General features: G+C 73.7%; 13 protein-coding genes and 1 pseudogene. 8 read left to right on the top strand and 6 right to left on the bottom strand.

All coding sequences use genetic code 11. The annotated features are described in order from the left end of the window. Positions 1–29: 29 nt before the first annotated feature. Both ACFWPT_RS18410 and ACFWPT_RS18405 read right to left on the bottom strand, forming a co-directional pair. Positions 30–860, bottom strand: a complete 831-nt coding sequence (locus ACFWPT_RS18410; RefSeq protein ID WP_380482783.1) for a DUF4328 domain-containing protein — start codon at positions 858–860, stop codon at positions 30–32. A 307-nt stretch (positions 861–1,167) separates the two neighbouring features. Then, positions 1,168–2,070, bottom strand: coding sequence for an MBL fold metallo-hydrolase (locus tag ACFWPT_RS18405; RefSeq protein ID WP_380482781.1), 903 nt, complete (start codon positions 2,068–2,070; stop codon positions 1,168–1,170). A gap of 213 nt (positions 2,071–2,283) precedes the next feature. Between ACFWPT_RS18405 and ACFWPT_RS18400 the strand changes: the two are divergent. The 4 genes and pseudogenes from ACFWPT_RS18400 to ACFWPT_RS18385 form a co-directional block, all read left to right on the top strand. Further along, positions 2,284–2,499: pseudogene (locus ACFWPT_RS18400) on the top strand (hypothetical protein); the annotation flags it as partial. Next, positions 2,486–3,877, top strand: coding sequence for an amidase (locus ACFWPT_RS18395; RefSeq protein ID WP_380482779.1), 1,392 nt, complete (start codon positions 2,486–2,488; stop codon positions 3,875–3,877). The pseudogene ACFWPT_RS18400 and the gene ACFWPT_RS18395, both read left to right, overlap by 14 nt. 105 nt (positions 3,878–3,982) lie before the next feature. Continuing rightward, a complete protein-coding gene (locus tag ACFWPT_RS18390) occupies positions 3,983–4,564 on the top strand; it encodes a TetR/AcrR family transcriptional regulator (RefSeq protein WP_380371556.1) in 582 nt (193 codons plus the stop codon). A gap of 117 nt (positions 4,565–4,681) precedes the next feature. After that, the gene (locus tag ACFWPT_RS18385; protein ID WP_063346158.1) at positions 4,682–4,882 is read left to right on the top strand and encodes a hypothetical protein; all 201 of its coding nucleotides are present in this window, start codon (positions 4,682–4,684) and stop codon (positions 4,880–4,882) included. Positions 4,883–4,945: 63 nt separating this feature from the next. Here ACFWPT_RS18385 and ACFWPT_RS18380 read toward each other — a convergent pair whose 3' ends face one another. The 3 genes from ACFWPT_RS18380 to ACFWPT_RS18370 form a co-directional block, all read right to left on the bottom strand. After that, positions 4,946–5,914: an alpha/beta fold hydrolase gene (locus ACFWPT_RS18380; RefSeq protein ID WP_380371559.1), complete on the bottom strand. Its 969-nt coding sequence runs from the start codon at positions 5,912–5,914 to the stop codon at positions 4,946–4,948. Positions 5,915–6,070: 156 nt separating this feature from the next. Beyond that, the gene (locus ACFWPT_RS18375; RefSeq protein WP_380482777.1) at positions 6,071–9,451 is read right to left on the bottom strand and encodes a S8 family serine peptidase; all 3,381 of its coding nucleotides are present in this window, start codon (positions 9,449–9,451) and stop codon (positions 6,071–6,073) included. A gap of 558 nt (positions 9,452–10,009) precedes the next feature. Further along, entirely contained in the window at positions 10,010–10,861 is an 852-nt protein-coding gene (locus ACFWPT_RS18370) for a siderophore-interacting protein (RefSeq protein WP_380482775.1), read from the bottom strand. Positions 10,862–10,943: 82 nt separating this feature from the next. On the opposite strand from ACFWPT_RS18370, the gene ACFWPT_RS18365 reads away from it, so the two are divergent. Beyond that, a complete protein-coding gene (locus tag ACFWPT_RS18365; protein ID WP_380482773.1) occupies positions 10,944–11,747 on the top strand; it encodes a TetR/AcrR family transcriptional regulator in 804 nt (267 codons plus the stop codon). Positions 11,748–11,778: 31 nt separating this feature from the next. Here ACFWPT_RS18365 and ACFWPT_RS18360 read toward each other — a convergent pair whose 3' ends face one another. Beyond that, entirely contained in the window at positions 11,779–11,976 is a 198-nt protein-coding gene (locus tag ACFWPT_RS18360) for a hypothetical protein (protein WP_363373336.1), read from the bottom strand. 212 nt (positions 11,977–12,188) lie between these two features. Between ACFWPT_RS18360 and ACFWPT_RS18355 the strand changes: the two genes are divergently transcribed. The 3 genes from ACFWPT_RS18355 (at position 12,189) to ACFWPT_RS18345 (ending at position 14,447) form a co-directional block, all read left to right on the top strand. After that, on the top strand, positions 12,189–13,484 hold the full coding sequence (locus tag ACFWPT_RS18355) for a D-alanyl-D-alanine carboxypeptidase family protein (RefSeq protein ID WP_380482849.1): 1,296 nt from the start codon (positions 12,189–12,191) through the stop codon (positions 13,482–13,484). Positions 13,485–13,509: 25 nt separating this feature from the next. Continuing rightward, complete coding sequence (locus ACFWPT_RS18350; protein ID WP_380482771.1) at positions 13,510–13,920, top strand: PPOX class F420-dependent oxidoreductase; 411 nt, start codon at positions 13,510–13,512, stop codon at positions 13,918–13,920. 113 nt (positions 13,921–14,033) lie between these two features. Further along, positions 14,034–14,447 (top strand): NTP pyrophosphohydrolase, encoded by a 414-nt coding sequence (locus ACFWPT_RS18345; protein WP_380482769.1) that lies wholly within the window; start codon positions 14,034–14,036, stop codon positions 14,445–14,447. Positions 14,448–14,463 lie beyond the last annotated feature (16 nt).

Below are 14,463 nucleotides of genomic sequence, written 5' to 3'. Positions count from 1 at the left end.
TCCGTTGCCGTGGCGGCCGAAGCCTGGGCCTACGCCTCGGCCTGAGCCTGGGCCTGCGCCTGCGCCCGGGCCTCCTCGGCCGCCAGCTGCGCGGCCCTGGCGGCCAGCGGGTTGATGTCGGCCCGGCGCGCCGACTGCATGGCCGTCAGCCGCTGGACCACCACGATCGCCGCGACGGCCGCGACCAGGCGCAGCACCGAGCCGGCGGCCTCCACCCGAATGGTCTCGCGCAAGTCCCCCAGGCTGGCGAGCACCGTCACGTCCACGTACTTCATCTTCGAGTTGGCGATCCGGTTGACCACCAGCGCGCCGATCCAGGTGGACCACCACAGGACCAGGACCTTCTCCGACACCGCGCGGCGCCGTCCCTCCGCGTCCAGCGGAGCGCTCGCCCGCCAGCAGTCCACCATCAGCTGCCAGGGGAACCAGAGCAGGACGACCGGGGTGACCCAGGCCCCGATGGTCCAGCCGCGTCCGAGGCGGTGCCCGTTCGGCAGCAGCAGGTCGGCATTCTGGCGGATGCGGTAGAACCAGATGATGAACAGCACGGCGGTGACCATCGTCAGCGGAATGACGGCTTTGTCCAGCCCGTTCGCCAGGGAGTCCAGGGCATCGAATTCGTCAAGGCCGATGTCGCCCGAGCCGTCCACCAACCGGCCCAACAGGACATCGCCCCAGACGTCGGCCACGACCGCCGCCGCCGCCAGCACCGCGTTCAACCCCAGCAGGACGTAGACCGCGACGGCAAGGCCGTTCGCCGGTCGGAGCGCCGCCGCCCAGCCCGGGGCCGCCTCCGCGCAGCCGAAGCAGCGTCGGCTCTCGGTCCCCGCGGGACGCGCCCCACACGCCACACACACCATCAGATCGTCAACTCCTGGAATCGCCGCGTGCTCGGACTCGCACGCCGGTGCCGCCAGCGCCCCGACCGGGGCGGGCGCGCCGACTCTAGGGGATCACCGACGTCCGCTGCCAGCGGGATTTCGCAGCTCAGAGGCGGTATCGCCGGATAAACGACAGATCGCGCAGGAATCGAGCCCCGGGAGCCGACTCCGGCTCACCACCCCCACCCCGCGCGCCCGTCCCGCTCGATCCGGGTGTGCGGTCGACGGGCTCCGGGCGCAGGACCGGTGAAGGGGTGCGAGCGTCCTGGGGAGGTCGAACGCGGCGTCAGGCCGAGGGCGCGGGCAGCAGCCGGTAGGCGTCCCCGTCCGTGAGCACGCGGCCGGCGGTGGGCGGCGCGAAGTGGGTGCCGAGCAGGAGGGTGTCCGTGTCGGCGAGGGAGCCGAGGAGCTTGCGGCGCGAGGCCTCGGACTGCCGCGGGTCGATGTCGACGCAGGCGCCGATGGCGGGGTGGGCGAGCTGAACCGGGTGGTGGATGCAGTCGCCGGTGATCAGCGCCGCCTCGCCCCGGCTGGTCAGTTCGACGGCGACGTGGCCGGGGGTGTGACCGGGGGTGGGGACCAGGCGCAGGCCCGGGGCGATCTCTACGCCCTCGGCCGGGACGTCGACGAGGTCCAGCAACCCGGCCCGCTCGACCGGGATCACGGAGTCGAGGAACATCTGCCTGCGCGCCTCCTCCAGGTCGTACCCGGCCCAGAACTCCCGCTCGGTGCGGGAGGTGAGGTAGCGGGCGTGGGGGAAGGTGGGGACCCACTCGCCGTTCACCTCCCGGGTGTTCCAGCCGACGTGGTCGGCGTGCAGGTGGGTGAGGATCACCAGGTCGACGGAGTCCGGGGGGAAGCCGGCGGCGGTGAGGCGCTCCAGGTAGTCGGTCCGCAGGTGGTGCCAGGCCGGGTTGGCCCGCTCCTTGCCGTTGCCTATGCCGGTGTCGACGAGGACGCGCAGCCCGCCCACGGTGAACGCGAAGCTGTGGCTGTCGAGGTGCAGGACGCCCTCGTGGTCGGCGAAGTGGGGGTGCAGCCAGTCGTGGCCGGTCACCACCTCGGGGGTGGCCTCGGGCAGCAGCCAGGGCCCGGTCGCGGGTGGCAGGAGGGTCTCGTCGATGCGGTGGACGGTGACGCCGCCCACCGTCCAGGCGGGGGCGGGGGCGTCGGACGTGGCGCTGGACATGGGGGCTCCTCCCGTAAACGCAATCCGTTTGCGTTAAGCCATCGTAGGACCTACAGTCTGGCTAACGCAAACGGTTAGCTTTTGCTGCGGGTGCCATCTCGCGCCAGCCCCGATCAGGAGAGAACGCCCATGTCCTCCGCCGACCGCCCCTCAGGCGAACCACCCACCACCGACCTCACGCCACCCACCACCGACCTCACGCCACCCACCACCGACCTCACGCCGCCCGAGGCCGCCCGCTGGGCCGCCCGGGCCGGGCTCCCCCTGCCCGCCGACCGCCACGACGCGGTCGCGGCCACCGCCAACCAGCTGCTCTCCGTCGTCGCTGTCCTGCGGGAGCTGGACTTCGGGGACACCCCGCCCGCGAGCGCCTACCGCGCGGAAAGCGCCCACGACACGGAAGAGGAGCAGCACGATGCAGCCGTATGAGCTCTCCCTCACCGCCGCCGCGGAGGAGATCCGGGCCCGGCGACTGTCCCCCGTCGAACTGGTGGACTCGGTCCTCGACCGCATCGAGCAGGTAGAACCGCACCTCGGCGCCTACGTCGCGGTCACCGCGGAGCGGGCGCGCCGGGCGGCCCGCGAGGCCGAGCAGGAAGCGGCGCGCGGCCTGCACCGGGGGCCGCTGCACGGCGTGCCGATGGGGCTCAAGGACCTGATCGACGTCGCCGGGCTCGCCACCACGGCCAGTTCCCGGGTCCGCGCCGACCACCGCGCGCAGACCGACAGCACGGTCGCCGCCCGTCTGGCCGCGGCCGGCGCGATCCTGGTCGGCAAGACGCACACCCACGAGTTCGCGTACGGCCTGACCACCCCGCAGACCGGCAACGCCTGGGACCGCGAGCGGGTCGCCGGCGGCTCCAGCGGCGGATCCGCCGTCGCCGTCGCCGCGGGCGCCGCGACCTTCGCGCTGGGCACCGACACCGGCGGCTCGATCCGGGTGCCCGCCGCGCTCAACGGGGTCGTCGGCCTCAAGCCGACCTACGGCCTCGTCCCCCGCCACGGCGTCACGTCCCTGTCCTGGTCGCTGGACCACGTCGGCCCGATCGCCCGGACCGTCGAGGACACGGCCCTCGTCCTGGACGCCCTCGCCGGACATGACCCGCGCGACCCCGCCTCGCTGGCCGCCCCCGCCGTGGACCACCGGCCGGGCGCGGGCACGGACCTGGCGGGGCTGCGCGTCGGCGTGCCGCGCAGCTACTACTTCGACCACGTCGACGCGGAGGTGGAGGCCGCCGTCCGGCGCGCCATCGGGCACCTGGACGCACTCGGCGCACGGCTCGTCGACGTCGACATCCCGATGACCCGCTACCTCCAGGCGACTCTGTGGGGGCTGGTGGCACCCGAGGCCGCCGCCTACCACGAGCACTCCCTGCGGGCGGTGCCCGAGCTGTACCAGGCGGACGTACGCGTCCTGCTGGAGGCCGGCGAGCTGATGACCGCCGGGGACTACCTGCGCGCCCAGCGCTCCCGGACGCTCATGCGGCGGGAGTGGGCCCGGATGCTGGAGGAGGTCGACGTGATCGCCGCCCCGACCGTCCCGGTCACCGCGGTACGGGTCGACCAGGAGACCGTCACCTGGCCCGACGGCACGGTCGAGGGCGTCCCCGACGCCTATGTGCGCCTGTCCGCCCCCGCCAACATCACCGGGGTGCCCGCCCTGTCCGTCCCGGTCGGCCGGGACGCGGCGGGCCTGCCGATCGGCATGCAGCTGCTCGGCCGGCCGCTCGGGGAGCGCACGCTGCTGCGGGTCGGCCACGCCTACGAGCGGACGCAGCCCGCGCGGGCGCTCGCGCCGGCGGTCTGAGAACAGCAGGCGGGCCGGACGGCGCCGGCCCGGCCCGGCTCCGAGGCGGGCACCCCGGCACCCCGGCACCCGTAAACGCAAGGATTGTGCTTTAAGGTGTTTATCATGAGTCGCAAACAGATGGTGCGCCCCGGCGGGCGCAGCGCCCGGGTCCAGGCATCGGTGCACACCGCTGTGCGTGAACTCCTCGCCGAGGTGGGCCGCGACGCGCTGACGGTGCCGCTGGTCGCGCAGCGCGCGGGCGTCACCCCGTCGACGGTCTACCGCCGCTGGGGCGACCTCCAGGAGCTGCTGTCCGACGTCGCGGTGGAGCGCCTGCGGCCCGACACGGCGCCGGAGGACCTGGGCGACCTGCGGTCCGACCTGACGGCCTGGGCCGAACAGTTCCTCGACGAGATGGCCTCCCCCTCGGGCCGCGCCTACATCCGCGACGCCCTGCTCGGCGACCCGGACGGCGGCAACGCCGGCCAGTGCTCGGACTACGCGGCCGAACAGGTCGACGCGGTGCTGAGCCGGGCGGGCGGCCGCGGGGAGGACACGCCCGCCGTCGAGGCGGTCATGGACGGCGTCGTCGCCCCCCTGATGTACCGCATCCTCTTCCGCCCGGCCGGCCTCGATCCCGCGTACGCACGCCGGCTCGTGGCCGAACTCCTCGACCCGTACGGGGCCGGTCCGTCGAGCGGATGATCGTTCGCCGGGCGGATGATCGTTCGCCGGGCGAGGACGGGCAGCTCAAGTTATAAGCTGCTGCGGGACGTTCACGAGCCCGGCCGGTGGTCGGGACCTCGCCTGGGAGGAAGCGTCGTGGGGAAGAAGATCCCGGTCCGGACCGGATGCCAGAACTGCTCGCGGTGCACCGGCTCGATCGGCGGCAACGCGGCCCGCAAGACGGTGCGGGGTACCGGGGTGGCGCTCGGTGCGGTGGTCACCGTCGGCCTGAGCCTCCTCTTCATCCGGAGGTGCCGCGCCTGCGACCACCCCATGGGCAGCCACCACCACCACTGATCGCGCCGCCGGACCTCCGCCACCCGGCTCCGACCCGGCACCCGGGCCGGAGCCGGGCGGGCGTCAGGCGTCCAGGTGCTTGAGGAAGTCGAGCAGCGCCTCGTTGACCTCCGCCGGGCGCTCCTGCTGCGTCCAGTGCCCGGTGTCCGGCAGCCGGACGTGGCGGTGCAGCTTGGGCACCCGGCTCAGCAGGTGGGCCAGCACCGCCGGCGGGACGAGCGCGTTCACCATGTCCTGTTCGCCGGCCACGTACAGCGCCGGCACGTCGATCGTCACGCCGTCGAAGGCGGCCATCAGTTCGGCGTTGCGGTCGATGTTCCGGTACCAGTTGAGCCCGCCGGTGAAGGCGTGCTCGCCGTGCAGGGCGTAGTCGGCCGCGAGGGCGTCGATGTCCGCCTCGGTGAGCCAGGCCGGCAGCTGCGCCGGCTCCGGGATGGTGTCCAGCAGGGCCTTGCCCTCCGGGACGACCCACGGCTGCGGCTTCCCCTCGCGGAGCAGGCCACCGCCCAGGATGCGGCGGAAGCTGGACTTCACGTCGGCCGCCAGTTCGGCGTCGGCGCGGCCCGGCTCCTGGAAGTAGATCTGGTAGAAGCCCTCGCCGAAGTTCTCCCGGGACTCCCGCAGCGGCCGCGGCCCGCTGGCCAGCGGCGGCACGCTCAGCCCGGCGACCCCGCGCACCAGGTCCGGCCGCAGCGCGGCGGTGGCCCAGGCGACCGGCGCGCCCCAGTCGTGCCCGACCACGACGGCCCGCTCCTCGCCGAGCGCGCCGATCAGCGCCGTGACGTCGCCGACCAGGTGCAGCAGGGAGTACGCGTCCACCCGCTCGGGCTGCTCGCTGCGGGCGTAGCCGCGCTGGTCGGGGGCGACGACCCGGTAGCCGGCCGCGGCGAGCGGGGCGAACTGGTGGCGCCAGGAGTACCAGCTCTCCGGGAAGCCGTGCAGCAGCAGGACCAACGGGCCCTCGCCCTGTTCCGCGACGTGCAGACGGACACCGTTCACCTCGACGTGGCTGTGCTTGATCGCGTCGTTCAAGTCCCGCTCCCGGTCCGCTGGAAGGGCCGGGGCATCCGCTTCGCCCCGGTCCACCCGGCGCAACACCGGCGGGGCACGGGGCATTCCCGCCGGCCCCGGGCAAACGACCGAGGCCGCCCCGGAACTCCGGGACGGCCTCGGCGTGGTGATGGAAGGTCAGTTCACCGTGTAGCTGTACGGGATCGCCGCGAGCACCGAACCGGTGGTGCCCAGGGTGTTGTTGGCGGTCGCCACCGAGCTGGGGGCGGACACCAGGTACAGCACGCCGTGGACGGTGCTGCCCTTCGGACCGGTCGGAGTGACGGTCACCTGGAGCGAGCCCTTGCCGCCCGACGGGACGGTCACCGGGTTGGCGGCCGGGGCCGAGGCGTTGACCGCCAGGGCGTACGGGTCACCGGTGCTGGAGGTCAGCGCCGGGTCGAACGCCTGGGTGTGCGCGGTCGCGGTGATGGTGGCGGTGCCGGCCGGGGCGCCGGCGGTGCCGAACGGGCCGACCTGCTGCAGGAAGGTGCCCCACACGCCGGGGAGGACCGGCTGCGACGCGCTGCCGTTGTCGGTCACGACCGAGATGGTCGAACCGTCCTGGGCCTTCTTCAGGTCACCGAAGAGGTCCGGCGAGCCGGTGGTGCCGGACAGCTCCAGGTGGGCCGGCGTCGAGGAGGCCGCCACCGCCTTCAGCTGGTCGGTGCCCGGCGGGACGAGGAAGGACGGCACCGCGGAGGTGAGGCTCAGCGGCAGGGTGACCGTCGCGGAGGCGCCCTGCGGCACCAGCGGGAGGTCGGTGCGGCGGTCCAGGCGGCCGTCGGCCGAGATCTTCTGGGTGGCGACGGTGTTGTTGGTGTAGTTCACCTGGACGGTGACCGGCTTGCCGGCCGCCAGCTTGGCGTGCGGGTCGTTCGGCAGGCCGGCGGCGGTGGCGACGTTCTGGTTGAACGCGACGGTGCCGGTGAAGTCCTGGGCGAGCTCCTGGCCGCTGACCGGGCCGAGCACGTTCAGGACGAACCGCCAGCGGCCGGCGGCCGGGTTGACGGTGGTGGCCGAGACGCCGGCGGTGGTGCCGGTCAGGTTGCCCTGCGCGTCGAGCAGGCCGTTGCCCTCGATGTCGATCGGGGTGCCGTTCGGGCTGATCAGCGCGCCCTGCATGAGCAGCTTCGGGTCCTTGGCGACGGTGACGCCGACCCGCAGGTCCTTCTGGCCCTTCGGGACGTCGAAGGCGTACGCGAAGCTCTGCGTCGGCGAGGCGTTGCGGCCGTTGCCACCGGTGATGGTGCCGGTGAAGGTGCCCTTGCCCTGGTTGACCGGGACGAGGCTGCGCAGCACGACCGGAACGCTGGTGGCGGTGCCGTTGGAGCTGGCGACGGTGATCGCCTGGCTGGAGTCGCCACTGGTGCCCGGGGTGGTGAGCTGGACCTTGAGGGTCTTGGTCTCACCCGGCTTCAGGTCCGCGACGCTCGGGCTGACGGCGCCGGCCGGCACCGCGCGCTGGGTGGCGGTGCCCAGCTGGACCGGGCCGTTGTAGCCGGCCTTGCCCGCCGGGGTGTACAGGACGGCGGTCCACTCGCCGGCCACCGGGTGCGGGACGTCCACCAGGCCGAAGTCGGCCGGGGTGGCGCCGCCCTGCGGACGGGTGTTGGTCTCGAAGCGGCCCGACGGGTCGAGCAGCGTCATGCGGACCACGGAGCCGTTGGTGACCGGGCTGGCCGCACCCTGCCAGGCGATCGACGCCGCGAGGCGGTCGGCGCCGGCCGGGACGGTGAACTTGACCTGCTTCTGCACCCAGGTGGCGCCGTTGGTGGCGTACTTGAAGGTGTCGGTGGAGGCCGTGTCCAGCTGGACGGTCTGCTGGTTGCTCGACTGCGGCACGAAGGTGCGGGTCGCGCCGCTGACCGTCTGCGGGGCGGAGCTGGTGTTGGTGACGGTCACGTCGGCGGTGTGGGTCGAGCCGGGGTTGCCGGCGATGTCGACCTGACCGGTGGTGACGACGACGGTCTTGCTGTCCGACGCGCCGGAGCCGGCGTGGTAGCCGCGGGCGGCCTCGACGGCGGCGCGGACGTTCAGCAGGCCGGCGCCCTGCTCCTCGGCCGGGACGCCGAGGTCCTGGGCGGTGCCGGTGATGAACTTCTTCACCAGCGCCGGGGCGGGCGACTGGCCGTTGTGGGTGTCGCGGTAGGCCTGGATGACCAGGGCCGCGGCACCGGTGACGAACGGCGCGGCCTGGCTGGTGCCGCCGAACGACTGGATCGGCGAACCCTGGCCGCTGAAGCCGGTGCAGTCGGTGTACTTGCTGGTGTCGGGCGAGCAGAGCGCCCAGTCCGACTCGCCCGGCGCGACCAGGTCGACCGTGCGGCCGGCCTGGGTGAAGCCGCCCGAGGAGAGCGCGGAGATGCGGTTGTTGCTCCAGGTCTTGTTGGAGAACTGGGCGGCCGCGTAGCCGGTCTGCTGGTAGTTCTGGTTGTCCGTGGAGGCGCCGACCGCGATCACGTTCGGGTCGGTGGCCGGGGTGCCGATGGTGCCGCTGATGCCCGCGTCGCCGGTGGAGACGGAGACGGTGACACCGGCCTTGACGGCCTGGTCGTTGAACAGCGAAATGGTGTCGTGCGCGCCGCTGTCCGGGGTGACGTTGCCGCCGAAGGACTCGTTCAGCACGTCGACCTTGGCGACCGAGACCGCGTAGTCGATGGACTGCAGGATCGACGAGTTCGACATGATCTCGCCGCCGGCCCGCAGGGCGACCAGCGAGGCGTCCGGGGCGAGGCCGCGGATGCGGATGTTGCAGCCGGCCGGCAGACCGCGCGAGGCGTTCACGAACTTCGAGACGTCGTAGACCTGGCGGCCCTGGGCGATGACCGCCGAGGCGTCGCCGAAGGCCTCCGCGCCACCGGTCGGCGCGTTCACGCCGTCGCCCGCGAAGTCCTGGTAGTCGACGACCGCGTGCGAGCCGTCGGCCCGGATGAAGTCCGGGTTGTTCGGGTCGAGGCCGTCCGCGATGTAGGCGACCTTGACGCCCTTGCCGGTGGCCAGGTCGGCCGCGCCGGGCTTGCCGTCGGCGCCGACGGCGTGCGTCGAGTAGAGGCCCTCCGGCTCCAGCAGCGGCTGGGACGGGTCGGACGGGCAGATCGTGTTGGTCGCGTTCTGCTCGGCGCCCTGGCCGTTGCTGCCCGAAACGGCCTGCGGGGCGGCGGCCTTGGCCGACTTGGCGCCGGCCTTGGTGTCCGCGGCGTCCTTCGCGGCCGCGGCCTTGCCGGCGGCCGGCGGCGTGACGGTGACCTGCTCGTCCGCGACGACCGAGGCGACGGCCGGGTCGGCCAGCAGCGCGGCACGCAGCGCGGGGCTCACCGTGGCCGAGAACGCGTTCCCGACCACGAAGCTCTTGATGTCGGTGCCGCCGTTGGCCTTGACCTTGTCCAGCAGCGGCGCCTGGGCGTTCGCGGCCTTCTGCTGACGGGCGCCGAGGTGGCCGCTGTCGGCCGGGGCGTCCGCTATCTGGTCCTTGAGAATCACGATCACCGGCACCGGGGTCCCGTCCGCGGACGCCACGGGGGCGTTCTGCGGGTCCGGGAGCGGAGCTGCGTTGGCACTGGACCCGAAGGTCAGGACCATGGACGCGGCGGTGACCGTGACGGCAGCCGCTAGCTGGGATTTCCGCCAGCCGATCAATGGACATCCTTTCGTCTGATGAGACGTCAGGTTGCGCGGCCCGGCGTACGCGGATCCAGGTCGGACGCGTGGTTGCTCCGGACCGCGCGTCCCGACAGCGGTCGCATTCCAGCGCATCCGACACGACCACGACAAGGGGGGAAATCCCCATTAGAAAGTAAAAAAGACCATCAGAAAGTAAAATTCACGGCAGAAATCGGGCCATGTCCGCCCCTTTTCGCTGACCAGACCCGGTCGGAACTGTCCGATCCCGGTCGGAAAAAATCGGTGGCGAACTCTGGACAGTGGCGGACCACCGCCACCTGGGACACACCGTCAGCACCGCCACACACCCTTCCCCCCGGACCCACTCTGAAACCGGACATGACAGAACGGGCGGGCGGTCACACCGCCGCCCGGTGGCCGGAATCCCCCGGCCACCGGGCGATCAGCACCCGATCAGCCCGCGGCCATTCGCTCCTGGGCGTCCGCCAGATCCTCGGCGGTGGGCACGTCGTCCTGGGTCAGCCGGTGGCGCCAGTACCCGGTGAAGTCGATCGACGGCTTCGGCACGCCGCGCTCCGCCACCAGGTGGCGGCGCAGCGCCCGCACCGCGCCCGCCTCCCCCGCGAGCCAGGCGAACGGCGTGCCGGCCGGCAGCTCGGCGGACCGCACGGCCCCGGCCAGCACGACCCCGGGGGCCGCCCCGCCCCGGGCCAGCCAGTGCACGGCCAGCTCGGCGCGGCTCTCCAGTGGCTGCCGCTCGGCCTCGTCCGCGACCTCGACGAACGCGAGGGCCCGCACCCCGGCGGGCAGCGCCTCGACCAGCGTCGCGATCGCCGGCAGTGCCGACTCGTCCCCCGCCAGCAGCACCCAGTCGGCAGCGGCGGCGGCCTCGGCGAGCGGGACCGGCGGGGCGTACAGCGCCGAGGGGCCGACCATCCCGAGCCGCTGCCCGGGCTCCGCGCGCTCCGCCCAGGCGGCGGCCGGGCCGGTGTCGCCGTGCAGCACGAAGTCGATCTCGACCAGGCGGGTGCCGGGCCGGCGGCGCCGGAGGGTGAAGCTGCGCAGCAGCGGGCGCCGGGCCTCGGGGATCGCCAGGTACGCCTGGTACCAGCTCATCGGGTCGTCGCTCTGCGCGGGCAGTTCGGGCACCGCCTGGCCGGGGCGGGGGAAGCACAGCTTCACCTGCTGGTCGGGCGCCGCGCCCACGGAGTCCGCCAGGGCCTCGGCCTCGAAGGTGACCCGGGCGGTGCGCGGCGTGATCCGGCGGACCTCGACGACCTCGACGAAGGTGACGGGCAGTGTCATCGAAAAACCCCTTCGGTTGATAACCTTACGGCATAAAGAGTTGTCGCGGCCGAGGATACTTTACGCCATAAGGAGTTGCTGCATGGTCGTCTACGCCGGACAGGGCGACGCCCACCGGTCCCTGTCCCTGCTCTGGGGCACACCACCGCAACCGCACACCGGGCGCAGCGGCCCCAAACCGGGCCTCAGCGTCGACGCGATCGTCTCCGCCGGCATCGCGGTCGCCGACGCGGACGGCATGGCCGCGCTCTCGATGCGCGCCGTCGGCGAACGGCTCGGCCGCACCGCCATGGCCCTCTACACCTACGTCCCGGGCAAGGCCGAACTCCTCGACCTGATGCACGACCGGGCACTCGGCGAACTACGGCTGGACGTCGCAGACTTGGACGGCTGGCGCCCCGCCGTCACCTCCTGGGCCGAGGAACTGTACGCCTGCTACCTGCGCCACCCCTGGATCCTCCAGGTCTCGCAGGCCCGCCCGGTGCTCGGACCGGCCGAACTCGCCGCCATGGAAGGCCTGTTGCGCGCCCTGCAACCGGCCGCCCTCGCACCCGCGCGGCTGCACGGCGTCGTCGCGGCGCTCTGGCAGTTCGTCCGCGGCACGGCCGCCGTGGCCGCCGAATCGCGCGGCGCCGCCGCCGCGACCGGCATCGCCGACGAGGACTGGTGGACCACCCGATCCGCCCGACTCGCCGAACTGGCACCGGACTTCACCGACCGCTTCCCCCTGCTCACCGCCCTCCAGGGCGCCGGCGACGGCACGCCGCAGGACCGCGACCGGGCGGCCTTCCGCACCGGGCTCGCCGTCCTGCTCGACGGCGTGGCGGCCTCGGGGGCGGGGGCGGGGGCGGGGGCTGATCAGGGCGTTGATCGGGCTGCGGACTGAGCGCTGATCGGGCCGCTGGTTGAGCCGCTGATCAGCCCCGGCGGGCCGCCGGGATCGCCAGCAGGATGCCGAGCACCAGCAGAGTGGCGTACCCGGCGGTCTCATGGCCGTCCGGGACCAGGAAACGGACGAAGCCGAACAGCCGGAAGCCCCCCAGCCAGTCCGCCGCCAGGCCGGACCCGCCGCCGAGGATCAGCACGAAACCGAGATAGCCGAGCAGCGTCTTCATACCCCGAGCCTAGGCAGCTCCCGGCGCCCGGGAATCCGACTTTCGGCGCGACCCGGGGATGACCAAAGTCGTCCCGGCGCCATCCCCCGGCCGTCCCGGCGCCGTGCCGCCCGGGATCCGGACCTCCGTACCGCCGTACCGCCCGGGATCCGGACGGAGCAGCAGGCGCGGCGGCCCGGCGGCGCCCCGGGTACGTTCGCCGTGTGCAGCAGATGCCACAGCATGTCAGCAGAGTGGCGGCGGCCGCCGCGGTGTCCACCCTGATGCTCGCCGCCGGCGCCCCGACCGCCCCCGGGCAGGACGCCGCCGGTGCGATCGGCGGCGAACGGCTCGGCCAGTCCACCGTCCAGGTCGCTCCGCTGGCCGGGGCGCCCGCGCTGCCGCCCACGTTGACCGGGCGGTCCTGGCTCATCGCCGACGCCGGCACCGGCGAGGTCCTCGCGGCCCACAACGCCCACCTCCAGCTCCCCCCGGCCAGCACCCTGAAGATGCTCTTCGCGGACACCGTGCTGCCCAAGTTCGACCGCACGACGGAGCACAAGGTCACCACGGCCGAACTGGCCAACGTCGGCGCCGGCAGCAGCCTCGTCGGCGTCAAGGAGGACCTGCCGTACCGCGTCGAGGACCTCTGGCGGGGCGTCTTCCTCAGCTCCGGCAACGACGCCGTCCACGTCCTCGCGCACATGAACGGCGGCCTCCAGCAGACCGTCGCCGAGATGCAGGCCCGCGCCCAAGCCCTGCAAGCCCGCGACACCAAGGTGGTCTCCCCCGACGGCTACGACATGGACGGCCAGGTCTCCTCCGCCTACGACCTCACCCTGTTCGCCCGCGCCGGGCTGCGCAACGCCGACTTCCGCTCCTACTGCTCCACCCGCACCGCGCACTTCCCCGGCGGACTCGACAAGCTCACCGGGCAGCGCACCAGCTTCGACATCGCCAACACCGACCGGCTGCTCGGCAAGTACCAGGGCCTGATCGGCGTCAAGAACGGCTACACCACCAACGCGGGCGCCACCTTCACCGGCGCCGCCCAGCGCGGCGGCCGCACCCTGCTGGTGACGGTGATGCACCCCGACACCCAGACCCGGGTCTACGACGAGGCGGCCGAGCTGCTCGACTGGGGCTTCGCGGCGGCCGACAAGGTCCAGCCGGTCGGGCAACTGGTGGAGGACACCGCCGCCGCCCACCCGGCCACCATCACCGGCCGGGCCGGCGCCGCCTCGTCCGCCGTCCCCGCCGCCATCGCCGGCCAGGCGCACCCGCAGGCCGCCCGGGGCAACGACCCCGGCCTCGCCCCGGCCGCCTGGACGGCCATCGCACTCGGCGCCGTCCTCGCCCTGTGGGCCGCCGCGCGCACCGCCGCCCGCCGCCGCGCCGCACTCGCCGCCGACCCGGCCGCGCTCCCCGACCCGGGCGCCACCGCCCTCGGCGGGCACCGCCACCACGGGCTGGCCCGCCGGGCCCGGGCCCTGGTCAGGCACGCCCTGCCGCGCGCCCGGCGGGAATGATCAGGCACGCCCTAGACTTCCGGCCATGACCACGCCCGACCCCGCTCCCTCCGACCGGCTCGCCCGGATCGTCAGCCTCTCCTCCGGGAGCTACCTGCTCGTCACCACCTACAAGAAGGACGGCACCACCGTGCCGACCCCGGTGTGGGTGGTGCGCGACGGCGAGGCGCTCGGCGTCTGGACCGTCGCCGACTCCTGGAAGGTCAAGCGGATCCGCAACCGCGCGGACGTCCTGGTGGGCCCCTGCGACGTCAAGGGCCGGCCGACCGGCGAGCAGTACCCCGCCACCGCCGAGATCCTCTCCCCCGAACGCACCGCCGCCTACCGCACCCTGCTGCGCCAGAAGTACGGCCTGCTCGGCGTGCTCACCCTGCTCGGCAGCCGCCTGCGCCGCGGCGAGCGCGGCACCGTCGGCATCCGGATCACCCTCACCTGACGCACCACCCGGCTGACGGGGCCCCGGTGGGCTCGCCCGGCGGCCCCGCCGGCCCGGTCACTCGCCGGGCCGGCCCTGGGAAAGGCGTGACGAGGAAGGGCGTGGGAGAGGCCATGGAGGACAGGGACGCGATCGGGACCCGGGGCGGGCTGCCGCTGCTGGTGGTGGACGGGGCCAACGTGGTCGGATCGGTGCCCGACGGGTGGTGGCGGGATCGACGGGGCGCCGCCGAGCGGCTGCGGGACGCGCTGGTCGCCGTCGCCGGGCAGGGCCTGCCGGAGCGGCCCGGGCCGCTGGAGGTGGTGCTGGTCGTGGAGGGCGCGGCCCGGGGCGTGGACGGACTGCCCGAGGTGCGGGTGGTCGCGGCGGCCGGCAGCGGTGACGACCGGATCGTCGAGCTGGTCCGGGCGGCCAGGGCCGAAAAGCCGGACCGGGACTGCCTGGTCGTCACCGCCGACCGCGAACTGCGGGCCCGGGTCGGCGCGCTGGGCGCGGCGGTCACCGGGCCGCGCAGCGTGCGGCGTTAGGGCCGGTCCCGTCCAG

This window comes from Kitasatospora sp. NPDC058478 (genome assembly GCF_042720345.1).
Classification (GTDB): domain Bacteria; phylum Actinomycetota; class Actinomycetes; order Streptomycetales; family Streptomycetaceae; genus Kitasatospora.
The sequence above is the reverse complement of the archived record's forward strand: the minus strand, read 5'-3'. Positions and strand labels throughout refer to the sequence as shown.

Excerpts from the sequence above, each read along its gene's own strand:
- ACFWPT_RS18405 (WP_380482781.1), bottom strand. The coding sequence starts at position 2,070 with ATGTCCAGCGCCACGTCCGACGCCCCCGCCCCCGCCTGGACGGTGGGC.
- ACFWPT_RS18370 (WP_380482775.1), bottom strand. The coding sequence starts at position 10,861 with ATGACACTGCCCGTCACCTTCGTCGAGGTCGTCGAGGTCCGCCGGATC.
- ACFWPT_RS18390 (WP_380371556.1), top strand. The coding sequence starts at position 3,983 with ATGAGTCGCAAACAGATGGTGCGCCCCGGCGGGCGCAGCGCCCGGGTC.
- ACFWPT_RS18365 (WP_380482773.1), top strand. The coding sequence starts at position 10,944 with ATGGTCGTCTACGCCGGACAGGGCGACGCCCACCGGTCCCTGTCCCTG.
- ACFWPT_RS18350 (WP_380482771.1), top strand. The coding sequence starts at position 13,510 with ATGACCACGCCCGACCCCGCTCCCTCCGACCGGCTCGCCCGGATCGTC.
- ACFWPT_RS18355 (WP_380482849.1), top strand. The coding sequence starts at position 12,189 with ATGCCACAGCATGTCAGCAGAGTGGCGGCGGCCGCCGCGGTGTCCACC.
- ACFWPT_RS18360 (WP_363373336.1), bottom strand. The coding sequence starts at position 11,976 with ATGAAGACGCTGCTCGGCTATCTCGGTTTCGTGCTGATCCTCGGCGGC.
- ACFWPT_RS18395 (WP_380482779.1), top strand. The coding sequence starts at position 2,486 with ATGCAGCCGTATGAGCTCTCCCTCACCGCCGCCGCGGAGGAGATCCGG.
- ACFWPT_RS18410 (WP_380482783.1), bottom strand. The coding sequence starts at position 860 with ATGGTGTGTGTGGCGTGTGGGGCGCGTCCCGCGGGGACCGAGAGCCGA.
- ACFWPT_RS18345 (WP_380482769.1), top strand. The coding sequence starts at position 14,034 with ATGGAGGACAGGGACGCGATCGGGACCCGGGGCGGGCTGCCGCTGCTG.